The organism is Aurantimonas aggregata (assembly GCF_010500835.1).
Taxonomy (GTDB): domain Bacteria; phylum Pseudomonadota; class Alphaproteobacteria; order Rhizobiales; family Rhizobiaceae; genus Aurantimonas; species Aurantimonas aggregata.
In genome coordinates this window covers 25792-48515 of sequence record NZ_JAAAMJ010000002.1, presented here as the reverse complement: position 1 = coordinate 48515, position 22724 = coordinate 25792, and the positions used below count along the sequence as shown (strand labels likewise).

Genomic DNA, 22724 nt, shown 5'->3' with positions numbered 1-22724 from the left:
CAAGCGGCGATAGCGAGGCAGGACCTTCTCAGGCCTGCATCACCCGGCTCGCCTCGGTGCCCAGCGCGCGGAAAACCGCATCGACGATGCCCTGCTTGTCGAGCCCGGCGAGCTTGATCATCGCTTCCGGGGAGGCGTGGTCGATGAAGCGATCCGGCATGACCAGCGGCCGGACCTTCAGCCCGCGGTCGAGCAGGCCGCTGGTCGCCAGATGCTGCAGCACCTGCGAGGCGAAGCCGCCGCTGGCGCCTTCCTCGACCAGGATCAGCACTTCGTGATTGCGGGCGAGGCGACCGATCAGCTCGGTGTCCAGCGGCTTGGCGAAACGCGCATCGGCCACCGTCGTCGACAGGCCGAAGGATTCCAGCTCCTCGGCGGCGGCTAGACTGTCGGCGAGCCGGCTGCCGAAGGACAGGATCGCGACCTTGGTGCCCTCGCGCAGGATGCGGCCCTTGCCGATTTCCAGCGCGACGCCGCGGTCCGGCATCTCGACGCCGGTGCCGTTGCCGCGCGGGTAGCGGAAGGAGATCGGCCCCTCGTCGTAGACCACCGCGGTGCGCACCATATGGCGCAGTTCGGCCTCGTCGGCGGCGGCCATCACCACCATGCCCGGCAGCGGCGCCAGAAAGCCGGTGTCGAACGAGCCTGCATGGGTCGGGCCGTCGGAGCCGACGAAGCCGGCGCGGTCGATGGCGAAGCGCACCGGCAGCTTCTGGATCGCCACGTCGTGGACGATCTGGTCGTAGGCGCGCTGCAGGAAGGTCGAGTAGATCGCGGCGAAGGGCTTGTAGCCTTCCGACGCGAGCCCGGCGCAGAAGGTCACGGCGTGCTGCTCGGCGATGCCGACGTCGAAGGTGCGGGTCGGGAAGAGGGCCTCGAACTTGTCGAGCCCGGTGCCGTTCGGCATCGCGGCGTTCACGGCGACGATCTTGTCGTCTTCCTGCGCTTCCTGGATCAGCGATTCGGCGAAGACGGCGGTATAGCTCGGGGCATTGCCCTTGGATTTTGCCTGTGTCCCGGTGATGACGTCGAATTTCGACACGCCGTGATACTTGTCGGCCGAGCTCTCGGCGGGGGCGTAGCCCTTGCCCTTCTTGGTGATCACGTGGACAAGGATCGGCCCGGTCTTGGCATCGCGAACGTTCTTGAGGACCGGCAGGAGATGGTCGAAATCGTGCCCGTCGATCGGCCCGACGTAGTAGAAGCCGAGCTCCTCGAACATCGTGCCGCCGGTGAAGAAGGCGCGGGTATATTCCTCGGTCTTGCGAGCGCCCTCGCGCATGAATTCCGGCAGGCGCTGGGTGATGTGCTTGGCCCGGTCGCGCAGCGTCCGATAGGTCTTGCCCGAGACGAGCCGGGCGAGATAGGCGCTCATCGCCCCGGTTGGCTGGGCGATCGACATGTCGTTGTCGTTGAGAATGACGATCAGTCTCGCGTCGAGCGCGCCGGCATTGTTCATCGCCTCGTACGCCATGCCGGCGCTCATCGCGCCGTCGCCGATGACGGCGATGACATTGTTGTCGCCGCCAGACAGGTCACGCGCCACGGCCATGCCGAGACCGGCGGAGATCGAGGTCGAGGAGTGGCCGGCGCCGAACGGGTCGTATTCGCTCTCCGTGCGCTTGGCGAAGCCCGAGAGGCCGCCTTCCTGGCGCACGGTGCGCATGCCGTCACGCCGCCCCGTCAGAAGCTTGTGCGGATAGGCTTGGTGGCCGACATCCCAGATCAGCCGGTCGTCCGGCGTGTTGAAGACGTGATGGATCGCCACCGTCAGCTCGACGACACCCAGTCCTGCGCCGAGATGGCCGCCGGTCCTCGACACCGCGTCGATCAGGTCCTCGCGCAGCTCGTCCGCCACCTGCCGCAGCTGGCTCTCCTTGATCTGGCGCAGATCCGCGGGCGAAGTGATCTGATCGAGCAGCGGCGTATTCAACTCGTGGGACACTGAATCAACCTTTCAGAGGCCATCGGGACGGCAGGAACTCGCTTACATCGGTTCCAGATTGCATGGTTCAAGCCGGATGGTCCACCAAACGCGATGTGGCGGCGCAGCAACGTGAGGCACACCGGAGATGGGGATGGCTGGAGGCGGAACGCATCGACCGCGGCTGTGTCGCCGCTACGGTTTCGCCGCGAGTGGTTCGGCATGGACGTGAGGCAGCGAACGGCGGGACCGGGCGTCGCGCCCGGTACGCCTGCGTCAGCCCGGATCGAGCGGCTCGGTGCCGACCGGCTTGCCGGCACGGTTGAGCTTGATCTTCTCGACCTTGTCCTCGGCTGCCGAGAGCAACCGATCGCAATGGTTCTTCAGCTTCTCGCCGCGCTCGTAGATGCGGATCGAGCGGTCGAGCGGCACGTCGCCGCGCTCGAGATCCGAGACGATCCGCTCCAGCGAAGCCAGGGCTTCCTCGAAGCTCATGCGCTTGATGTCGGAATCGTCGCTCGGCAGCGCGGCTTCAGGTGTATCGGACATCGGCTCTCGTCGTTGGTTTGGCTGGGCGCGTGGCAGAGGCTTGCTGCCGGCCCCTGTCAGCCGGTCATCAGCCGCTTGACGTGCGCGGCGGTGGAGACGGCAAGGCCCTGCAGGTCGTAGCCGCCTTCGAGCAGGCTCACAAGCCGCCCCTGTGCATAGCGGTCGGCGATGGCCAGAAGCTCGGCCGTCGCCCAGTCGAAATCGCCCTCGGTCAGCTTCAGATTGCCGAGCGGGTCGCGGTAATGGCCGTCGAAGCCGGCCGAGACGATTACCAGATCCGGCTCGAATTCCCGGAGCGCCGGCAGGATCCGGCTGCGGAATGCGTCGCGCAGCATCTCGCCGTCGTCGCCGGAGGAAAGCGGCGCATTGACGATGTTGCCGGCGCCGGTCTCGTTCTTCGCGCCGGTGCCCGGGTAGAGCGGCATCTGGTGGGTCGAGCAGTAGAGCACGCTGGGATCCGACCAGAAGATCTCCTGCGTGCCGTTGCCGTGATGGACGTCCCAGTCGACGATGGCGACGCGCTCGAGGCCGTGCACCGCCTGCGCGTGGCGCGCGGCGATGGCGGCGTTGTTGAACAGGCAGAAGCCCATCGCCACCGCGGTCTCGGCATGATGGCCGGGCGGACGCGCTGCGACGAAGACGTTGTCGGCTTCCTTCGACACGACGTCGTCGACCGCCGCCACGGCGGCGCCGACGGCGCGGAAAGCGGCCGAAAAGCTCTTCGGGCTGATGATCGTGTCGCCGTCGACCCGCACCAGGCCGTCCGTCGGGATGGCCGTCGCGACCTTGCGGACATAGGCTTCCGGGTGGCAGCGATAGATCGCCTCGAGCGAGGCTTCCGGCGCCTCTGCGCGGTCAAGATGCTGGAAGCATTCGGCCTCGAGCGCCGCCGACACCGCGGCCATGCGCTCCGGGCGCTCCGGATGGCCGGGACCGGTCAGGTGCTCGGCGAAGACCGAATGGTGATAGAGGCGCGTCGTCATGGCTGGCAGGAAACCGGGCTCGTCCGCTGGGTCATCCGGTCGTCCTCCTGTTTCGTCGCACCGTCCGCCCAAGGGCTAGCGCGTTGCGGTCGGCTTATCAATCGCCCCAATCGTCGGATGCGGCCGATCCACTTCGACAACCGGAAGGCGATCAGATGCGTCCGGTCTGCCCGCGATGGCGCAGATAGTGATCGGCGAGGGCACAGGCCACCATCGCCTCGCCGATCGGCACCGCCCGGATGCCGACGCAGGGGTCGTGGCGTCCCTTGGTCATCACGTCGACCTCGGCGCCCGCCGCGTCGATCGACCGACGCGGCGTCAGGATCGACGACGTCGGCTTGACGGCGAAGCGCGCGACCACCGGCTGGCCGGTGGAGATGCCGCCGAGGACGCCGCCCGCATGGTTCGACAGGAATTGCGGCTGCCCGTCCGGCCCGGTCCGGATTTCGTCGGCATTGTCCTCGCCGGTCAGTTGCGCCGCTTCGAAGCCGTCGCCGATCTCGACGCCCTTGACCGCGTTGATCGACATCAGGCCGGCGGCGATGTCGGCGTCGAGCTTGCCGTAGACCGGCGCGCCAAGACCCGCCGGCACGCCCTCGGCGACGACCTCGACGATGGCGCCGACCGAGGAGCCGGCCTTGCGCACCGCGTCGAGATGGTCGGCCCAGCGCTTGGCGGTCTCGGCGTCGGGGCAGAAGAACGGGTTGCGGTCGATCTCGCTCCAGTCCCAGCGGCTCCGGTCGATGGCGATCGTGCCGATCTGCACCAGCGCCGCCCGCACGGTCAGTCCCGGCACGACCAGCCGGGCGATCGCACCGGCTGCGACCCGCGTCGCGGTCTCGCGCGCCGACGAGCGGCCACCGCCGCGATGGTCGCGGACGCCGTATTTGATGTCGTAGGTGATGTCGGCGTGGCCCGGGCGATAGCGCTGGGCGATGTCGGAGTAGTCCTTCGACCGCTGGTCGACATTCTGGATCTCCAGTGCGATCGGCGTCCCGGTGGCGACGAGTTCGCCCTCGGCCTCGCCGGGCACGACGCCGGACAGCACCCGCACCTGGTCGGGCTCCTGGCGCTGGGTCGTGTAGCGCGACTGGCCGGGGCGGCGGCGATCCAGGAACGCCTGGATCCCGGCTTCGGAAAAGCGGATTCCGGGCGGTGTCCCGTCGACCACGCAGCCGATGGCCGGGCCGTGGCTCTCGCCCCAGGTGGTGACGCGAAACAGATGACCGAACGTGTTGTGGGACATGAAACTCCGCCGGGTGGAAGCATATTTCTGAAGGGCGATGTAGGCCCTGCGGGGCGAACCGGTCAAATGCAACGAAACGCAACACATCGTTAAAGTTTCGGCGCCACTTCCGACACAATCCCATCCGACTTTGCCATGGCGTGGGCAAATGGCTCGCGGGGTACCGGGGCTCCGGGGATCAGGGCCCCGGGCGGCGATCGCAGGAGGCAGTTCGATGACCAGGCAGATACTCGCATTTTTCGCCAGTTCGGTGCTGACGGTCGCGATGCAGATTCCGTCGATGGCCCAGGAAGTCGACGGGACGATCGAGGCGGTCGATCGCGAGCGGGCGGAAATCCGTCTCAGCGACGGTCTCGTCTACATGCTGCCGGATGGCTTCGACTTCGATGGCGTCAAGGCCGGCATGGACGTCGTGCTGATCTATGACGAGCAGCATCCGCTCGGCACGATCCGCCTCGTCTGAGGCTGAAGCGACCTAGACCCAGGCGACCTTGCCGCTCTGCCAGTGCAGGATGCGGTCCTGCGGCACGCCGAAGCGGGCCGCCGTGTCCGGCGCCATCCCGGCATAGCGCCGCAGGAAGATGCGGGCGACGCCGCCATGGGCGGTGACCAGGCTGGGCTCCGACAGCGCGTCGAACACCGGCCCGACGCGCTTTTCCAGCATCTCGTAGCTTTCACCCAAGGGCCCAGGCGGCACGAAATGCCACTTGTCCGCCTTGCGGGCGGCGATCTGCCCGGGTTCGCGGGCGCCGATCTCGGCCAGGGTCGAGCCCTGCCAGTCGCCGAAATGCAGTTCGACCAGCCGCGGATCGCGCTCGAAAGCGTCGGGGTCGAGGCCAAGCTGCGTGCGGATGATCCGCATCGTCTCGACCGTGCGCGACAGCGGGCTCGAGATGAAGCGGAGCGACGCGGCGCGCTCGCCCAGCACGTTGCGCAGATAGAGGCCGTTGCGGGCGGCCTGAGTGCGGCCGAGCGGCGTCAGCGGCACGTCTTCCTGTCCCTGCAGTCGCCCTTCGGCGTTCCAGGCTGTCTGGCCGTGGCGGCACAGATAGAGGAGGGGAGGGCTCATGCCGACACCAGCAACCGCGCGGGCTACGGGACGTCCTTGACGACGGAGATGTCCGGCGCGTCGACCGCCTTCATGCCGACCGTGTGGTAGCCCGAATCGACATGGTGGACTTCGCCGGTGACGGCCGTCGACATGTCGGAGAGGAGATACAGGGCCGACTGGCCGACCTCGTCGATCGTCACCGTCCGCTTCAGCGGCGCGTTGTACTCGTTCCACTTCAGGATGTAGCGGAAATCGCCGATGCCGGAGGCCGCCAGGGTCTTGATCGGGCCGGCGGAGATCGCGTTGACGCGGATCTTCTGCTTGCCGAGATCGACCGCGAGATAGCGCACAGAGGCTTCGAGCGCGGCCTTCGCGACGCCCATGACGTTGTAGTGCGGCATGACCTTTTCGGCGCCGTAATAGGTCAGCGTGAGCATCGAACCGCCATCGGTCATCAGCTTCTCGGCCCGCTGTGCGACCGCCGTGAAGGAATAGACCGAGATCAGCATCGTCTTGGTGAAATTGCCTTCCGACGTGTCGACGTAGCGGCCGGTCAGCTCGTCCTTGTCGGAAAAGCCGATGGCGTGGACGAGAAAGTCGAGCTTGCCCCAGCGCGCCTCGAGACCTTCGAACACCGCGTCGATGCTGGCGCTGTCGGCGACGTCGCAGTGACCGGCGACGAATGCGCCGAGTTCGGCGGCGAGCGGCTCGACGCGCTTCTTCAGCGCGTCCCCCTGGTAGGTGAGGGCGATCTCGGCGCCCTGCTCGGCGAGCGCCTTGGCGATGCCCCAGGCGATCGAGCGGTTGTTCGCGACCCCCATCACGAGGCCGCGCTTGCCGTTCATCAATCCGGTTGAATGTGCCATGGCGCGAATCCCCCGGACCTACTGCAATGGGTGGTTTAGACGGCGGCGGGTATGGCACAGCCCCGCCGGACCATCAAGCGCAGTGGCCGTCTCGCCCGGTTAGTCCGTGGCGAGCTCCTGCTCGGCGCGCTGGCGAAACAGCGCTTCCAGCTCGGGATCGTCCTTCGGCAGCATCACCCGGACCGAGACGAGCAGATCGCCCCGTCCACCGGCCTTCGTCGTCAGCCCCTTGCCCTTCAGGCGGAAGGTCTTGCCGGAGCTGGTCCACGGCGGGATGCGCAGCGAAACCCGGCCGTTGAGGGCCTCGACCGCGATCTTGCCGCCCAGAACCGCCGTTTCCAGAGGCAGAGCGAGGTCATGGACGAGGTCCCGTCCGTCGATGCGGAAGCGAGGATGCGGCACGAAGCTGATGGTCACCAGCGCGTCACCGGCCGTGCCGCCGGGCAGCGGCGAGGGCTGGCCCTGGCCCTTCAAACGGACGGTCTGGCCGTCCTCGACGCCGTCGGGCAGGCGGATGGCAAGCCGCTTGCCATTGGGAAATTCCGCTTCCACCTTGTCGCCGGCGACAATGTCCTCGAGACGGACCGCCAGCCGCGCATTGAGGTCGGCCCCCTTCGCGGCGGCACTGCGCGCGGCGTTGAAGCCAGGCCCTTCCGCGGCGCCCCGCCGTCCGGCGCCGCCGGAAAACGCCTGCTCGAAGAAATCGGAGAAGATGCCGTCCGAGCCGAGGTCGTCGGCACGGCCCGAGGAGCGGAACTCGAACCCGCCAGGCCGCGCGCTGCGCCGCGCCCCGCCGAACGGGTCGCCCGAAAAGCCCTGGAACTTCTGCTTGCCTTCCTCGTCGATCTCGCCGCGGTCGAACTGCGCCCGCTTCTCCTTGTCGCCAAGAATCTCGTAGGCCTGGTTCGCCTCGTTGAAACGGTTGATGGCGCTCGGATCGTTGGCGTTGGCGTCCGGATGAAACTGCTTCGCAAGCTTGCGGAAGGCGGTCTTGATCTCTTTCTCGCTCGCCGACTTGGCGACGCCGAGGACGGCGTAGGGATCGCGCATCTGGCAAGAGGTCCTTCGAGTACGATGATGGCATTCGGCATGCGCGCGGGATCGGCCCGCGCCGGGGTTATATGGGCCCCTGCTGCTAGAAATTTAAGGGCTGACCTGGCGTGAGACGGTTCAGCTTCCCGCTTCGTTGAAGCTGACCAGTGCCCATTCGCCTTCGCCGACGGTGCACGCCTCGCCGCGATAGAGGGCGATGCCGTCGAAGCGTTGGCGCGAGGTCTCGAAGCTGCGGCATATCCGGGGCCCGTCACGAACCTCGCGTATGGCGGACAGGACGCCGTTTGCGCCGGTCTGCGGATTGGCCCAGGCATGCCGGACCTCGCCGCCCTTGATGTCGGCCGTTGAGACCGCGTTGCGCACGGTGCGCTCGTCGGAGGCGAGTTCCTCGTTCGGTGCGGCGGCGGGCTGGGCGCGGTCGATCGAGCCGGTGATCAGCTCCGAATCGACCATCCCGTCGAGGCCCGGGCCCGAGACGATGCAGCCGCCAAGTCCCAGGGAAAGAACGCTGGCCGCAAGAAGCTGGTATCGTGCCATCGATCTCTTATCTGTTGCCGCGCCACGCCCTCTTGGGAATCAGAGGGCGTTCCCCATTGCAAGGAACACAGCGAATATGGCGAATGAAGCCTTAACCCTTGGTGAAAGACCTGTGGGCGACGACCCGTTCGGCCTTTTCGCGAACTGGCTGGCGGACGCCGAGACGAGCGAGCCGAACGATCCGAACGCCGTGGCGCTCGCGACCGTCGACGGAGCGGGCCTGCCGGACGTCCGGATGGTGTTGCTCAAGGATTTCGACGCCGCCGGCTTCGTCTTCTATACGAACTTCGAAAGCGCCAAGGGCCGCCAGCTTCTGGCATCGCGCAAGGCGGCGATGTGCTTCCACTGGAAGTCGCTGCGCCGGCAGGTCCGGCTTCGCGGTCCGGTGGAAGTGGTCAGTGAAGCCGAGGCGGATGCCTATTTCGCTTCCCGGCCGCTGGGCAGCCGCATCGGCGCCTGGGCCTCGGCGCAGTCGCGTTCGCTCGACAGCCGCGCCGTGCTGGAGGCGCGCGTCGCCGAACTGGGCGACCAGTACGGCGGCGGTGCCGTGCCGCGGCCGCCGCATTGGTCCGGTTTCCGCCTCGTGCCGCAGCAGATCGAGTTCTGGCACGACGGCGCCTTCCGGCTACATGATCGGGCGCTGTTCACCCGTGACGGCAACGCCGGCGCCTGGCGGATCGAGCGGCTTTATCCGTAAGGGCACAGCGAGCCTGCTCTTGTCGTCAGGCTCGCACTAATGGCCAGTAGAGCTGGGCCAGGCCTGCGGCGTTACGTCTCCGTCCCACCGACGGTGATCTGGTCCATCCGCAGATGCGGCTGGCCGACGCCGACCGGAACGCCCTGGCCGTTCTTGCCGCACATGCCGACGCCGGTATCGAGCGCGACGTCGTTGCCGATCATCGAGACGCGGTGCATCGCCTCCGGTCCGTTGCCGATCAGCATGGCGCCCTTCAGCGGCTCGGCCACCTTGCCGTCGCGGATCCGGTAGGCCTCCGTGCAGCCGAAGACGAACTTGCCGGAGGTGATGTCGACCTGGCCGCCGCCGAAGGACACGGCGTAGATGCCGTCCTTCACCGACGCGATGATCTCCGCTGGCTCGTGCGGGCCGGCGAGCATCATCGTGTTGGTCATGCGCGGCATCGGCGCGTGGGCATAGGACTGGCGACGCCCGTTGCCGGTGGCGGTCGCCCCCATCAGCCGGGCGTTCTGCCGGTCCTGCATGTAGCCGACGAGCGTGCCGTCCTCGATCAGCACGGTGCGGTTGGTCGGCGTTCCCTCGTCGTCGATGGTCAGCGACCCGCGCCGCTCGGCCAGCGTGCCGTCGTCGACGACGGTGACGCCTTTAGCGGCGACCTGCTGGCCCATCAGGCCGGAAAAGGCCGAGGTCTTCTTGCGGTTGAAGTCGCCTTCGAGCCCATGGCCCACGGCCTCGTGCAGCATCACGCCCGGCCAGCCCGAGCCGAGCACGATGTCGAACGTGCCGGCCGGGGCGGGCACGGCCGTCAGGTTGGTGCGAGCCTGTTGAAGCGCCTTGTCGGCGATCGCCTGCCAGTTCTCGGCGACCATGAATTCCGCCAATCCGGTCCGGCCGCCGGCGCCGAAGGAGCCCGATTCCTGCCGGTCGCCGGCGCCGCAGACGACCGAGATGTTGATCCGCACCAGCGGCCGGATGTCCTTCGCCAGGCGGCCGTCGGCCCGCAAGATCTCGACCGTCTGCCATTGCGCGCCGAGCGTTGCCGACACCTGCCGGACGTCGTCGCCCTTGGCGCGCAGATAGGCGTCGATTTCCTGCAGCAGCTTGACCTTCGCCTCGAAGCCCGGCGTCGGGATCGGGTTCTCGTCGCCGTAGAGCTTGCGATTGGTGCCGGCCGGCGGCTCGGCATAGGTGCCGTGATGCCCGGTCTTGACCGCGGCGACGGCGCTCGCGGCGCGCTTGAGGGCCGCTTCGGAAAAATCGCCGGCATGCGCGTAGCCGACTGCTTCGCCGGCCACTGCGCGCAGCCCGAACCCCTGGTCCAGCGAAAAATTGCCGGATTTCAGCCGGCCATTGTCGAAGACCAGCGATTCCGATTCGCGGTACTCGAGGAACAGCTCCCCGTCATCGGCGTCGGCCAGCGTCTCGCCGAGGATCGCGTCGATCTCGGCGCGGGAAATGTCGAAGCGCTCGATCAGCGACGCGGTCATGAAAAACTCCTGAGATGGCGACTGTGGCTGCGCAGATATGATCGCGCAGCCGTCCTGCCAACCGCCATCGAGCCAGACCCTCAGAGCAGGGAGCCGCGACGACTAGGGCAGGGCGTCGAAGCCGTCCTTGAAGCCGGCAAGGTCGACCGGGATGCCGATGCCCTGCTCCGGGGTCTGGAAGACGATGAAGGTCGCGGTGGTGCCGGCCGACAGCGTCGTCAGCAGCTCGTCGGCGAGGATCACCTCGGCATAGCAGCCATCCTGGAAACAGCGGACGAACTGCGCCCGCCCGATATCCTTGCCGTCGACATAGAGGCCGAGGCCGTTCGGCAGGAGAATGCCGAGCGGCGCCAGGATCCGCAGGATACGCGCCTGCTGGTCGGCCGTCTTCAGCGCGACGATCGACAGGCCGACTTCCGGCCGGTCCTCGGCGACGACGTTCTGGAGGAGGGCGCATTGTTCGCCGGTTGCGCCGGCCGGCTCGTCGCAGACCACTGCCCAGGAGCCATGCTGCGACTTCACCGTCCCGGTCGCCCCGGACTGGGCGGCCGCCGGGCCGCTCGATCCAAGTCCGGCGAGGAGGAGGGCCGCAAGAAGGGGCCGAAGGGTTCTTGTCATGGGAAATATCCGAATCACGCGCTCGTACCGGTTTGGCGCGGGCATGGTAAACAAATGCTTATCGCACGAGACGCCGGGACGCTTCGAGAGGCGACCATGCATCGCGGCACGACGCTAGCACGCGTCGTCGTTTCCTTGCAGGGCCCCTTGCAGGCAAGTGGCCCGGACGATGCCCGAGGTCCGGGCTGAGACTTTCGCGATTTTGTCGCAAGCTTATGACCCTTCTAAGATGTTGCGGCGCGCCGGGTTTCGTGGTTTGAAGCGGTGGACTGCCAGACATATTTGTTTTTTAATATGTATGGGCGTGCGGGCATCGGCTCCTGCCGGCCGCATCATCGATGATCAAGGGCTGCCGCGGGTGCGACAGATGGAGATAATGCGAGTGAGACGATCGTTCTTCGCCGCCGCGGCGTTTCTGGGAGGGGCCGGCACCGCGTCGGCACAGGATGCCGCCCTGATCCCGGGACAGCCACATCCATGGCAGATGGGGCTGCAGGAGGCGCTTTCGCCGATCCAGGCGCAGGTCCACTGGTTCAGCAATTACACGCTGGCGTTCATCATTCCGATTACGGCTCTCGTGGCCGCCCTCCTGGGCTGGTGCATCTATCGCTACGCCGCGCACCGCAACCCGCAGCCGTCCCGCACCAGCCACAACACGACGATCGAGGTCGTGTGGACACTGGCGCCGGTGATCATCCTCCTGTTCCTGGCCGTGCCGTCCTTCCAGCTCCTCACCGCGCAGTACAATCCGCCGCGCGAACCCGAGCTGACTGTGAAGGCGACCGGCTACCAGTGGTACTGGGGCTACGAGTACCAGCCGATCGAGACCGAGGGCGAGGCCGCCGCCGAGCCGGTTTCTTTCGAGTCATATCCGCTGCTGGAGGAAGACCGTGACGGCTCCGGCAAGGAAGATCGCGCCGTCTATCCGCATCTCCTGGCCGTCGACTCCGAGATGGTCGTTCCGGTGAACACCGTCATCCGCATCCTTTCCACCTCTGCCGACGTGATCCACGCCTTCGCGTTGCCGTCGATGGGCGTGAAGGTCGATGCGGTGCCGGGCCGGATCAACGAGTATTTCATGGAGCCGCTGCGCGAGGGCATCTACTACGGACAGTGCTCCGAGCTCTGCGGCCAGGCCCATTACAACATGCCGATCGCCGTGCGGGTGGTGTCCAAGGAGCAGTTCGCCAGCTGGTATGCTGCTGCCGCCGACGACCTCGCCGGCGCCAATGCCGCGTTGACCGCGCAGATCCAGTCCGCCGGCGATGTCGCCGTGGCCGGCCGTTAAACACTAGGGTTCGAGGAGATCGACATGGCTTATGGAGCCACTCACGACGCCCATGGCGACCACAAGCCGACCGGCTGGACGCGCTGGGTCTATTCGACCAACCACAAGGACATCGGCACCCTCTACCTGATCTTCGCGATCTGCGCCGGCATCATCGGCGGTGGTCTGTCGGTCGCGATGCGCATGGAGCTGCAGGAGCCGGGTCTGCAGATCTTCGGCGATCCGCAGATCTACAACGTCTTCACCACCGGCCACGGCCTGATCATGATCTTCTTCATGGTGATGCCGGCGCTGATCGGCGGCTTCGCCAACTGGATGGTGCCGATCATGATCGGCGCGCCGGACATGGCGTTCCCTCGGCTGAACAACATCTCCTTCTGGCTCCTGGCCGTGTCCTTCCCGCTGTTGCTGCTCTCGATGTTCGTCGAGGGCGCGCCGGGCGCCAACGGCGTCGGTACTGGCTGGACCATGTACCCGCCGCTGTCGACGTCTGGCCATCCGGGGCCCGCGGTGGATCTGGCGATCTTCTCGCTGCACATTGCCGGCGCCTCGTCGATCCTCGGCGCCATCAACTTCATCACCACCATCCTGAACATGCGCGCGCCGGGCATGACCCTGCACAAGATGCCGCTGTTCGCCTGGTCCGTGCTGGTCACCGCCTTCCTGCTGCTTCTGTCGCTGCCGGTCCTGGCGGGCGCCATCACCATGCTGCTCACCGACCGCAATTTCGGCACGACCTTCTTCGATCCGGCCGGCGGCGGCGACCCGATCCTGTTCCAGCATCTGTTCTGGTTCTTCGGTCACCCCGAGGTCTACATCCTGATCCTGCCGGCCTTCGGCATCATCAGCCACATCATCTCGACCTTCTCCCGCAAGCCGGTGTTCGGCTATCTGGGCATGGCCTACGCCATGGTCGCGATCGGCGTGGTCGGCTTCGTCGTGTGGGCGCACCACATGTACACCACCGGCATCTCGCTCAACACGCAGCGCTACTTCGTGTTCGCCACGATGGTCATCGCGGTGCCCACCGGCATCAAGATCTTCTCCTGGATCGCGACGATGTGGGGCGGCTCGCTGTCCTTCAAGACGCCGATGCTCTGGGCGATCGGCTTCATCTTCCTGTTCACCGTCGGTGGCGTCACCGGCGTCAAGCTGGCCAATGCCGGCATGGACCGGGTGCTGCATGACACCTACTACGTCGTGGCGCATTTCCATTACGTGCTGTCGCTGGGTGCGGTCTTCGCGATCTTCGCCGGCTGGTACTACTGGTTCCCGAAGATGACCGGGTACATGTACAACGAGACGCTTGGGAAAATTCATTTCTGGCTGACCTTCGTTGGCGTTAACATCCTGTTCTTCCCGCAGCATTTCCTCGGCGCCGCGGGCATGCCGCGCCGCTACGTCGACTACCCCGAGGCCTATGCGGGCTGGAACTTCGTCTCCTCGATGGGCTCCTACATCTCGGCCTTCGCGGTGCTGGTGTTCCTGTACACGGTGTTCGAGGCGTTCTCGAAGAAGCGCGTCGCCGGGGCCAATCCCTGGGGCGAGGGTGCGACCACGCTCGAGTGGCAGCTGCCGTCGCCGCCGCCCTACCACCAGTGGGAGACGCTGCCGCGCGTCAAGTAAGACGGCAATCTGCCCGCGGCCGTCGGCCGGCGGGCGGATGCGAGAAGTGGCTGCCGTCTTCCGGGACGGCGGCCCACCGGACCGGATGAACCGGTCGACCGGAGCAGTCCGAGGTTGATTTGACGTTTCTTGATGCCACCAGCACAACGGCCGCTCCCGACAGGGTGAGCCTCGCCGAACCGCGCGAATTCCTGACGCTGTTGAAGCCGCGGGTCATGTCGCTGGTCGTGCTCACCGCGATCACCGGCCTGGTCATGGCACCGGGCGATCTGCACCCGACTTTGGCGTTCATCGCCGTCCTGTCGATCGCCATGGGTGCCGGCGCCTCCGGCGCGCTCAACATGTGGTACGATGCCGACATCGACCGGCTGATGACCCGCACAGCACAGCGCCCCGTGGCCGCGGGGCGCATCGCGCCCGAGACGGCACTCGGCTTCGGCGTCGGCTTGTCATGCCTTTCAGTGATGATGCTCGGCCTTGCGACCAACTGGTTCGCCGCGGCGCTGCTCGCCTTCACGATCTTCTTTTATGCCGTCATCTACACGATGGGCCTGAAGCGCCGGACGCCGCAGAACATCGTCATCGGCGGGGCGGCGGGCGCCTTCCCCCCGATGATCGGCTGGGCCGCCGTGACCGGCGGCGTGGCGATCGAGAGCGTCGTCCTGTTCCTGATCATCTTTCTCTGGACGCCGCCGCATTTCTGGGCGCTCGCGCTTTTCAAGATGAAGGACTACGGCAGTGCCGGCGTCCCGATGCTTCCGAACGTCGCGGGCGAGCGGACGACGCGAAACCAGATCTTCCTCTACTCGGCGGTTCTCGTGCCCGTCGCGGTCGCTCCCTGGCTGCTCGGCTTCGCCGGGCCGGTCTACGGCATCGCCGCGATCGTCCTCGGGGCGAACTTCCTGCGCCACGCCTATGCAACGCTGAAAATGGCCGACGGCGACGCCCAGATGGTGCCGGCGAAAAAGCTGTTCGCCTTCTCGATCTTCTATCTGTTCGCGCTGTTCGCCATCCTGCTGGTCGAGGGTCTCGTCGGCGGCATGGTCTCGACGGGTGGGCTCTGAGATGGAAGATGATGGCATCCGGCTGACCGAGGCCGAGCAGAAGGCGCGGCGCAACCGCAACATCGCGATCGGTGTCGTCCTCGTCGCGCTCGTAGTGATCTTCTATTTCGTCTCGCTGGCAAAGATGTCGGCATGAGCGGCCCCTCCGACCGCCTCCCCGAAAAGACCGTCCGTCGCGGCAGGATTATCGCTGTCGCCTGCGCCGCCTTTGCCTTCGGCATGGTCGGTGCCGCCTACGCCTCGGTGCCGCTCTACGAGCTGTTCTGCCAGGTCACCGGCTATGGCGGAACGACCCAGCGCGCCGATAGCGAATTCGGCCGGGTCGTCGACCAGTCGGTCGTGGTGCGGTTCGACGGGAATGTCGCGCCGGGCCTGGCATGGACCTTTGGTCCGAACGAGCGCGAGATTACCGTCAAGCTCGGCGACACGCGCCAGACCAGTTTCCATGTCCGCAACAATTCGGACAGGCCCGTGACCGCGCAGGCAACCTACAACGTGACGCCGGACGCCGCCGGGCTCTACTTCAACAAGATCGCCTGCTTCTGCTTCGACAACCAGACGCTCCAGCCGGGCGAGGAGATGGACATGCCCATCGTGTTCTTCATCGACCCGGATATCATGGAATCGGAAGAGTTGAAGAACGGCAGGGCGATCACGCTGTCCTATACGTTCTTCCCGCAGGGCGGCGCGTCCGAGCCGGTGGCCACCGCGCCGACGGACGGGGGAACGGGCGCCGCAACGGACAATCTTTGACGTCTCGCGCCGCGCGCTGAAGCGCCGGTGGGGGATCTATCGCAAGCTGGAGTTTGCCGCCGATCTCTTGTAGTCAGATCGCCGAGCAGTAAGGGAGACCGGGGAACCGCGATGGCAGACACGCACGCCAAGCATCACGATTATCACATCATCGACCCGAGCCCGTGGCCGTTCATCGCCTCGATCGGCGCGTTCATCCTGATGATCGGCTCGGTCAGCTACATGCGTTACGCATCGGGCGGACAGTTCCTGGTCTTCGGGATCGATCTGGCGACGCCGTGGATCTTCTTCGTCGGCCTCGCGATCGTCCTCTACGTGATGTACGCGTGGTGGTCCGACGCCATCAAGGAAGGCCAGGAAGGCGCGCATACGCCGGTCGTGTCGATGCATCTGCGCTATGGCATGATCATGTTCATCGCCTCGGAGGTGATGTTCTTCGTCGCGTGGTTCTGGGCATTCTTCGACGCTAGCCTGTTCCCGAACGAGGCCGTCCAGGCGGCCCGCACCGAGGTGCTCGGTGGCCAGTGGCCGCCGGTCGGTATCGAGGTGCTCGACCCGCTGCATCTGCCGCTGTTCAACACGGTGACCCTGCTCCTGTCGGGCACGACGGTCACCTGGGCGCACCATGCGCTGCTGCACAACGACCGCAAGGGTCTGGTCTGGGGCCTTGCGCTGACCGTGCTGCTCGGCCTGATCTTCTCCTACGTGCAGTATTACGAGTACGCCCACGCGCCATTCGCCTTTGCCGGTTCGATCTACGGCTCGACCTTCTTCATGGCGACCGGCTTCCATGGCTTCCATGTCATCGTCGGCACGATCTTCCTGATCGTCTGCCTGATCCGCGCGATGAAGGGGCAGTTCAGCCCGGAGAAGCATTTCGGCTTCGAGGCGGCTGCCTGGTACTGGCATTTCGTCGACGTGGTGTGGCTCTTCCTGTTCTTCAGCATCTATGTCTGGGGCAGCTGGGGCGGTGTCATCCACCAAATGTGATTCTGGCTTCAGACAGCGACCTTGGGGGAGGCGGCGCAGCAATGCGGCCGCCTTCTTCGCTTCAGGGAACGAGCACATGACCGATCAGCAGCCCGATCAGGCTTCGGCCGACCCGACCCGCGCCGGTCTCCTGGGACGCTGTCCGCGCTGCGGCGAGGGCAAGCTCTTCGCCGGCTTCCTGACGGTGGCGCCGCGCTGCTCGAACTGCGATCTCGATTACGCCTTCATCGATTCCGGCGATGGTCCTGCGGTGTTCGTCATCCTGATCATCGGCTTCGTCGTCTGCGGCCTGGCGCTGTGGGTCGAGGTCAGCTTCAACCCGCCGCTCTGGGTGCATCTCCTGCTCTGGCTGCCGCTGATCCTGGCGCTCGCGCTGCCGCTGCTGCGGGCGTTGAAAGGCCTGATGATCGCCCTCCAGTACAAGCACCGGGCGGCGGAAGGCCGGCTCGACCATGGTGAATGATCCGGAGGCCGTAGCGAGCGGGCCGGTCCAGCCCTTCCGCATGAGCCGCGGCCGCTACTGGTTCGCCATCGTTGCCTGTCTCGTCGGCATCGTGATCCTGATGGCGCTCGGCACCTGGCAGGTCGAGCGACTGCAGTGGAAGGAAGCGCTCGTTGCGCAGATCGACCAGCGCATCGTCTCCGAGCCGATCGATCTCGACGCGCTCGAAGCGCAATTCGCCGCCACCGGCGACGTCGACTACACGCCGGCGACCGTCGAAGGCCGCTTCCTCAACGAGGGCGAGCGGTATTTCCTGTCGACCTTTGACGGGCAGGCGGGCTGGAACGTCTATGTCCCGCTGCTGACGGACGGCAATCGCCTGCTGTTCGTCAATCGCGGTTTCGTGCCCTATGACCGGCGCGACCCCGAGACACGCCGCGAAGGTCAGGTCGAGGGCCCGGTGACCATCACCGGCCTCGCCCGCAATGCGCCGACGGAGGAGCCCGGCTTCTTCGTCCCCGACAACGATCCGGGCGGAAACACCTTCTTCTGGCGCGACGTCGACTCGATGGCCGAGGGTCTGACGATCCCGCCGGGCGTTCGCACCTTGCCGTTTTTCGTCGATGCCGGTCCCGGCCGCGCTCCCGGCGGCTGGCCGGTCGGCGGCACGACGGTGGTTCAGATACCCAACAACCACCTGCAATACGCGGTCACTTGGTATGGGATCGGACTCGTCCTCATCGTCATGACTGTACTGCTGGTCGTTTCGGACTGGCGCGCCCGCAAGCCTTGACACCCGCCGGTCGCATCCCTTCATTCGGCCGGGGCACACCGCCCCAGACCCGGAGCCTCGTTTGCCCAATTCCCAAGCCAAGCCGAAACTGACGATCCGCATGTGCGAGCCGCGCGGCTTCTGCGCCGGCGTCGACCGGGCGATCCAGATCGTCGTGCTGGCGCTGAAGAAGCACGGCGCGCCGGTCTATGTCCGCCACGAGATCGTCCACAACCGCTACGTCGTCGAAGGGCTGCGCAACATGGGCGCGGTCTTCGTCAAGGAACTCGACGACGTGCCGGACGACGGCCAGCCGGTGGTGTTCTCCGCCCATGGCGTGCCGAAATCCGTGCCAGCGGCTGCTGCTGCCCGCGAGATGCTCTATCTCGACGCGACGTGCCCGCTGGTCTCCAAGGTCCACAAGCAGGCGATGCTGCACGTCAAGCGCGGCCGCCACGTGCTGCTGGTCGGCCACAAGGGGCACCCTGAGGTGATCGGCACGATGGGTCAGCTGCTGCCGGGCGAGGTGACTCTGATCGAGACCGAGGACGATGTCGCCGCCTTCGTGCCGGCCGATCCGGCGGCACTTGGCTTCGTCACCCAGACGACGCTTTCGGTCGACGACACCAGCGGCATCATCGCGGCGCTGCAGGCGCGATTCCCGGATATGCAGGCGCCGTCCTCCGAATCGATCTGCTACGCCACGACCAACCGGCAGGAAGCGGTGAAGGCGGCAGCGCCGGGTGCGGACCTGTTCATCGTCGTCGGCGCACCCAATTCGTCGAACTCCAAGCGGCTGGTCGAAGTCGCCGAGCGGGCGGGCGCCATGCAGGGCGCGCTGGTCGAGGGCGTGGCGGACCTGCCGTGGGACTGCGTTCCGCCGGGCGGCGTGGTGGCACTCTCCGCCGGTGCCTCGGCACCCGAGATCCTGGTCGATGCGATCGTCGACGAATTCCGTTCGCGCTTCGAGGTGACGGTCGAGCTGGTGCGAACCGCCGAGGAAACCGAGAGCTTCCCGGTCATGCGCTCGCTGCGCGAGACGCCGCTCACCGCTGCCGACATGGCCTTCGTCAGCGGCCGGAACTGAGCGCGTGGCGGTCTATACTGACATCTCGGAAATCCAGCTCGCCGACTTTCTCACCGACTACGGTCTCGGCGCGCTGCTGAGCTACAAGGGCATCGCGGAAGGGGTCGAGAACTCCAACTTCCTGCTGCGCACGGAAGCCGGCACCTTCATCCTGACGCTCTACGAAAAGCGCGTGAACCGCGACGACCTGCCGTTCTTCGTTGGCCTGATGGAGCATCTGGCCGAGCGCGGCATCTCCTGCCCGCTGCCGGTGCATACCAAAGCGGGCGAAGCACTCGGCGAGCTAGCCGGGCGGCCGGGCGCGATCTTCACCTTTCTTGAAGGCATGTGGACCCGCCGCCCGACCGCCGATCACTGCCGCGCCGTCGGCCGTGCCATGGCCGGGATGCACGCGGCAGCGGGCGATTTCGGTCTCCGCCGCGAGAACGGTCTGTCGCTCGGCGAATGGCGGCCGCTGTTCGAGAGCTGCGGCGATCGCGTCGACGAGATCGAGCCGGGTTTGGCCGCCGCGATCGACGAGGAACTGGCGTTTCTCGAGGCGAACTGGCCGGCGGATTTGCCTGACGGGATCATCCACGCCGACCTCTTCCCCGACAATGTCTTCTTCCTCGCCGGCGAACTCTCCGGGCTGATCGACTTTTATTTTGCCTGCAACGATCTGCTTGCCTACGACCTCGCCATCGGCCTCTGCGCCTGGTGCTTCGAGGCCGATGGCAGCTTCAACGTCACCAAGGGCCGCGGCCTGATCGAGGGCTATGCGAGCGTGCGCCCCCTTAGCGCCGCCGAGGTCGCGGCGCTGCCGATCCTGTGCCGCGGCGCGTCGATGCGCTTCATGCTGACACGGCTCTATGACTGGCTGAACGTGCCGGAGGGCTCCTTCGTCACCAAGAAGGACCCGCGCGAATATCTGCGCAAGCTGCGCTTCCACCGGGCGGTGGCCAGCGCCGCCGAATACGGCTTCGATATCGATCGGGTGACGCAATGAGCGGCGAAGGCGGCGACAGGGTCGAGATCCACACGGACGGGGCCTGCTCGGGCAATCCCGGCCCTGGCGGCTGGGCAGCGATCCTGCGTTTCAACGGCGCGGAGAAAGAGTTGAAGGGCGGCGAGGCGCTGACGACCAACAACCGCATGGAACTGATGGCGGTGATCGAGGCGCTCGCCGCGCTGAAGCGGCACTGCGCCGTCGATATCTATTCGGACTCCCAGTACATGCGGGACGGGATCACCAAGTGGATCCACGGCTGGAAGCGCAATGGCTGGAAGACCGCCGACCGCAAGCCGGTGAAGAACGCCGAGCTGTGGCAGCGCCTCGAGGAAGAGAAGGGCCGCCACGACGTGACCTTCCACTGGGTCCGCGGCCACGACGGCAACGAGCTGAACGAACGCGCCGATGAACTGGCCCGTGCCGGCATGGCGCCGTTCAAGAAGAAGGTCGCGGGCTGACGATGGCATCGCCGGCGCCGTGGCGCCGACGACAGCCGTGTGTCAGAGCTGTTCGAGCAGCGCTTCGGCCGAAGACGTGTCGGCCCGGCCCGGCGAATCCTCGATGTTCAGCGCCGTGACCACACCGTCCTCGACGATCATCGAATAGCGCTTGGAGCGCGTGCCGAGGCCGGCGACCGACAGGTCGATGTCGAGGCCGACGGCCTTGGTGAACTCGCCGTTGCCATCCGACAGGAAGGTGATCTTGCCGGACGCTTCAGTCGACTTTTCCCAGGCGCTCATGACGTGGATGTCGTTGACCGCGACGACGGCGATCGTGTCGACGCCCTTGCCGCGGATTTCCTCGTTATAGGTCAGGAAGCCGGGCAGGTGGTTCATCGTGCAGGTCGGCGTAAACGCGCCGGGGACGGCGAACAGCACGACCTTCTTGCCACCGAAGATCTCCTCGGTCGACAGATCCACCGGTCCGTCCGACGTCCGGGTCTTGAGGGTTGCGTTGGGGATCTTGTCGCCTACACCGATAGCCATGTCTCGTCTTTCCCTTCCCGGAACGCTTCCGGTCTGCTGCCGGCACCTGCCCGCGCCGGTGCAACTGGAGCATTTCGACGCTTTGTCGAGCCGAAACTACTGCGACAGAGCGACCGCGAGGCCCTTTGCCTCGAGGGCGCCGGCGTTATCGGTGAAGACGACGTCGACGCGCTCGGGCGGCCCCGTCTCGCCGCGCGGCCGCTCCAGCACCGGTACCTGGAACACCAGCTCGTCGCCGTGACGCGCTGGCGCGCCCGGCTCGTCGAAATACCAGCCAGCGGGACCGGCAACGAAGAGATCGGCGGCGTGGTCGGAAACGTCCGCCTCGTCCGTTTCGGGGCGGGTGATAGCAACCGCCAGCATGTCGCCGGATAGCGTTGCGGACGCAAGCGCGCTTGCCTCGCCCCTGACCGGAAGCGCCGAAAAGGCGGCCTGGACGGCGGCGCTATCGGCCTCCGCTGTGGTCAGCGTCGCCTGGACGGGGACGCAGATCTCGCGGCAGACCCCGAGCAGGACGGAGGCGGCCACCGGGCCGAGCGCTGCGCCCGTTTCAGGCGCCAGCACGAACGCCACGGCCAGGGAATGCCTGTAGCCGTTGGCGCGCGCGAGCCCTTCGCCGAAGCGTTGCGGCGCCGGGAAATGCAAATCCGCGTGAGCAAGTCCCTCGGTGGCGGTGAAGTCGATCGTCGGCGGGATGCCGGAGGCGCCTGGATCCACCCAGTAGGTCTTCCAGCCGGGCGCAAGGTCGAGGATCAGCGCGCCCCGCACGCTGCCATCTGCGCCAGCGGGCGCGGTGGCGAGGCGGACGGTCATCGGCTCCGCGGCGCTTACGGAACGGGCTTCGGCAGAGCCCATTGCTGCAAGGATGCCGATGGCGGTGGCTGCGAAACGGCAGGTTTCGAGAAGGCGCATCGCTCTCCGGTTTCCGGTTTGTCGAGGTGCCCGAGCAGAAAGGCAGGCGGCGATCCTTAACCAGGACCTTCGGGCGCAGCCACTCAAAATCACGCGACCGGCCAGCAAAGGGGGCGCGGCGTGACTATCTTGCTCTGGTCGGATCGGCGCGGCGGTGCCACGATAGGGCACGGTCGCGGAAAGGATGATCGGGAATGATGATGCTGAGAGACGAGAACGAAGAGACCACCGCGGATTCGCTCGAGGGTCATTTCCTCATCGCGATGCCGGCTCTGGACGCCGAGCCGTTCAATAGGACGGTCATTTATGTCTGCGCCCACTCGCCGAGCGGCGCCATGGGCTTCATCATCAACAAGCCCCAGCATGTGAGCTTCCCGGAGCTCCTGACCCAGCTCGGCATCGTCGAGAGCGAGGACGACATCAGGCTGCCCGCTGGCGGTCGCGAAGTGTCGGTCTGCATGGGTGGTCCCGTGGAGCGCGGGCGCGGCTTCGTCCTGCATTCGGACGACTACGATTCCGAATCCACCGTCTCCGTCGCCGAGCGGATCTCGCTGACGCCGACGCTCGACATCCTCAAGGCGATCTCGCAGGGCATCGGTCCGCGGACGGCGATCATGGCGCTCGGCTATTCCGGCTGGGCGCCGGGCCAGCTTGAGGGCGAGATCGCTGCCAATGGCTGGCTGACCTGCAAGGCCGATCTGTCGATCGTCTTCGACAGCAAGCTCGATGACAAATACGGCCGGGCCCTGGCGCTTTTGGGCGTCAACGCGGCGTTCCTGACCAGCGAGGCCGGCCACGCCTGACC

General features: G+C 66.4%; 26 protein-coding genes. 14 read left to right on the top strand and 12 right to left on the bottom strand.

Annotated elements, in window-relative coordinates; all coding sequences use genetic code 11:
- Nucleotides 1-28 precede the first annotated feature (28 nt).
- The 4 genes from dxs to aroC form a co-directional block, all read right to left on the bottom strand.
- Nucleotides 29-1945 (bottom strand): 1-deoxy-D-xylulose-5-phosphate synthase, encoded by a 1917-nt coding sequence (dxs, locus tag GTW51_RS04615; RefSeq protein WP_163042735.1) that lies wholly within the window; start codon nt 1943-1945, stop codon nt 29-31.
- Nucleotides 1946-2200: 255 nt separating this feature from the next.
- On the bottom strand, nt 2201-2473 hold the full coding sequence (locus GTW51_RS04610) for an exodeoxyribonuclease VII small subunit (protein WP_163042734.1): 273 nt from the start codon (nt 2471-2473) through the stop codon (nt 2201-2203).
- A gap of 56 nt (nt 2474-2529) precedes the next feature.
- On the bottom strand, nt 2530-3456 hold the full coding sequence (locus tag GTW51_RS04605) for a histone deacetylase family protein (RefSeq protein ID WP_163042733.1): 927 nt from the start codon (nt 3454-3456) through the stop codon (nt 2530-2532).
- A gap of 151 nt (nt 3457-3607) precedes the next feature.
- Complete coding sequence (gene aroC / locus GTW51_RS04600) at nt 3608-4702, bottom strand: chorismate synthase (RefSeq protein ID WP_163042732.1); 1095 nt, start codon at nt 4700-4702, stop codon at nt 3608-3610.
- 214 nt (nt 4703-4916) lie between these two features.
- On the opposite strand from aroC, the gene GTW51_RS04595 reads away from it, so the two are divergent.
- The gene (locus GTW51_RS04595; RefSeq protein ID WP_163042731.1) at nt 4917-5165 is read left to right on the top strand and encodes a DUF1344 domain-containing protein; all 249 of its coding nucleotides are present in this window, start codon (nt 4917-4919) and stop codon (nt 5163-5165) included.
- A gap of 12 nt (nt 5166-5177) precedes the next feature.
- Here the strand turns inward: GTW51_RS04595 and GTW51_RS04590 are convergent, their stop codons facing one another.
- The 4 genes from GTW51_RS04590 to GTW51_RS04575 all read right to left on the bottom strand — a co-directional run bounded on the left by GTW51_RS04590 (nt 5178) and on the right by GTW51_RS04575 (nt 8209).
- On the bottom strand, nt 5178-5771 hold the full coding sequence (locus tag GTW51_RS04590) for a histidine phosphatase family protein (protein WP_163042730.1): 594 nt from the start codon (nt 5769-5771) through the stop codon (nt 5178-5180).
- Between the two features lie 23 nt (nt 5772-5794).
- Complete coding sequence (gene fabI, locus GTW51_RS04585; protein WP_163042729.1) at nt 5795-6619, bottom strand: enoyl-ACP reductase FabI; 825 nt, start codon at nt 6617-6619, stop codon at nt 5795-5797.
- A 99-nt stretch (nt 6620-6718) separates the two neighbouring features.
- Entirely contained in the window at nt 6719-7669 is a 951-nt protein-coding gene (locus tag GTW51_RS04580; protein ID WP_163042728.1) for a DnaJ C-terminal domain-containing protein, read from the bottom strand.
- A gap of 120 nt (nt 7670-7789) precedes the next feature.
- Nucleotides 7790-8209: an RT0821/Lpp0805 family surface protein gene (locus GTW51_RS04575; protein WP_163042727.1), complete on the bottom strand. Its 420-nt coding sequence runs from the start codon at nt 8207-8209 to the stop codon at nt 7790-7792.
- A 76-nt stretch (nt 8210-8285) separates the two neighbouring features.
- On the opposite strand from GTW51_RS04575, the gene pdxH reads away from it, so the two are divergent.
- Nucleotides 8286-8906, top strand: a complete 621-nt coding sequence (pdxH, locus tag GTW51_RS04570) for a pyridoxamine 5'-phosphate oxidase (protein ID WP_163042726.1) — start codon at nt 8286-8288, stop codon at nt 8904-8906.
- 71 nt (nt 8907-8977) lie between these two features.
- On the opposite strand, the gene tldD is transcribed toward pdxH, so the two are convergent.
- Together tldD and GTW51_RS04560 are read right to left on the bottom strand one after the other, a co-directional pair.
- Nucleotides 8978-10393, bottom strand: coding sequence for a metalloprotease TldD (gene tldD / locus GTW51_RS04565; RefSeq protein ID WP_163042725.1), 1416 nt, complete (start codon nt 10391-10393; stop codon nt 8978-8980).
- A gap of 102 nt (nt 10394-10495) precedes the next feature.
- Nucleotides 10496-11011: an invasion associated locus B family protein gene (locus tag GTW51_RS04560; RefSeq protein ID WP_163042724.1), complete on the bottom strand. Its 516-nt coding sequence runs from the start codon at nt 11009-11011 to the stop codon at nt 10496-10498.
- A gap of 376 nt (nt 11012-11387) precedes the next feature.
- On the opposite strand from GTW51_RS04560, the gene coxB reads away from it, so the two are divergent.
- From coxB to rnhA, 11 genes are all read left to right on the top strand, one after another.
- Entirely contained in the window at nt 11388-12299 is a 912-nt protein-coding gene (gene coxB, locus GTW51_RS04555) for a cytochrome c oxidase subunit II (RefSeq protein ID WP_163042723.1), read from the top strand.
- Between the two features lie 24 nt (nt 12300-12323).
- A complete protein-coding gene (gene ctaD, locus GTW51_RS04550; protein ID WP_163042722.1) occupies nt 12324-13925 on the top strand; it encodes a cytochrome c oxidase subunit I in 1602 nt (533 codons plus the stop codon).
- Nucleotides 13926-14044: 119 nt separating this feature from the next.
- Nucleotides 14045-14989: a heme o synthase gene (locus GTW51_RS04545; RefSeq protein ID WP_163042721.1), complete on the top strand. Its 945-nt coding sequence runs from the start codon at nt 14045-14047 to the stop codon at nt 14987-14989.
- A gap of 1 nt (nt 14990) precedes the next feature.
- Nucleotides 14991-15125 carry a hypothetical protein gene (locus GTW51_RS24315; protein WP_281354574.1) on the top strand — a complete coding sequence of 45 codons (135 nt, stop codon included), beginning with the start codon at nt 14991-14993 and terminating at the stop codon, nt 15123-15125.
- Nucleotides 15122-15742 carry a cytochrome c oxidase assembly protein gene (locus tag GTW51_RS04540; protein ID WP_163042720.1) on the top strand — a complete coding sequence of 207 codons (621 nt, stop codon included), beginning with the start codon at nt 15122-15124 and terminating at the stop codon, nt 15740-15742. Before GTW51_RS24315 ends, GTW51_RS04540 begins: the two co-directional genes overlap by 4 nt.
- Nucleotides 15743-15853: 111 nt before the next feature.
- Nucleotides 15854-16732: a cytochrome c oxidase subunit 3 gene (locus GTW51_RS04535; RefSeq protein WP_163042719.1), complete on the top strand. Its 879-nt coding sequence runs from the start codon at nt 15854-15856 to the stop codon at nt 16730-16732.
- A 76-nt stretch (nt 16733-16808) separates the two neighbouring features.
- Entirely contained in the window at nt 16809-17195 is a 387-nt protein-coding gene (locus GTW51_RS04530) for a DUF983 domain-containing protein (protein WP_163042718.1), read from the top strand.
- Nucleotides 17185-17967, top strand: coding sequence for an SURF1 family protein (locus GTW51_RS04525; RefSeq protein ID WP_163042717.1), 783 nt, complete (start codon nt 17185-17187; stop codon nt 17965-17967). The genes GTW51_RS04530 and GTW51_RS04525 overlap by 11 nt, the downstream gene beginning before the upstream one ends.
- 100 nt (nt 17968-18067) lie before the next feature.
- The gene (ispH, locus tag GTW51_RS04520; protein ID WP_246232677.1) at nt 18068-19033 is read left to right on the top strand and encodes a 4-hydroxy-3-methylbut-2-enyl diphosphate reductase; all 966 of its coding nucleotides are present in this window, start codon (nt 18068-18070) and stop codon (nt 19031-19033) included.
- Between the two features lie 4 nt (nt 19034-19037).
- Nucleotides 19038-20018, top strand: a complete 981-nt coding sequence (locus tag GTW51_RS04515; protein ID WP_163042715.1) for a homoserine kinase — start codon at nt 19038-19040, stop codon at nt 20016-20018.
- The gene (rnhA, locus tag GTW51_RS04510; protein WP_163042714.1) at nt 20015-20479 is read left to right on the top strand and encodes a ribonuclease HI; all 465 of its coding nucleotides are present in this window, start codon (nt 20015-20017) and stop codon (nt 20477-20479) included. Before GTW51_RS04515 ends, rnhA begins: the two co-directional genes overlap by 4 nt.
- 42 nt (nt 20480-20521) lie before the next feature.
- On the opposite strand, the gene GTW51_RS04505 is transcribed toward rnhA, so the two are convergent.
- Complete coding sequence (locus tag GTW51_RS04505) at nt 20522-21007, bottom strand: peroxiredoxin (protein WP_163042713.1); 486 nt, start codon at nt 21005-21007, stop codon at nt 20522-20524.
- Nucleotides 21008-21103: 96 nt separating this feature from the next.
- The gene (locus GTW51_RS04500; RefSeq protein ID WP_163042712.1) at nt 21104-21919 is read right to left on the bottom strand and encodes a protein-disulfide reductase DsbD domain-containing protein; all 816 of its coding nucleotides are present in this window, start codon (nt 21917-21919) and stop codon (nt 21104-21106) included.
- 197 nt (nt 21920-22116) lie between these two features.
- Between GTW51_RS04500 and GTW51_RS04495 the strand changes: the two genes are divergently transcribed.
- The gene (locus tag GTW51_RS04495) at nt 22117-22722 is read left to right on the top strand and encodes a YqgE/AlgH family protein (RefSeq protein WP_163043004.1); all 606 of its coding nucleotides are present in this window, start codon (nt 22117-22119) and stop codon (nt 22720-22722) included.
- Nucleotides 22723-22724: the final 2 nt, after the last annotated feature.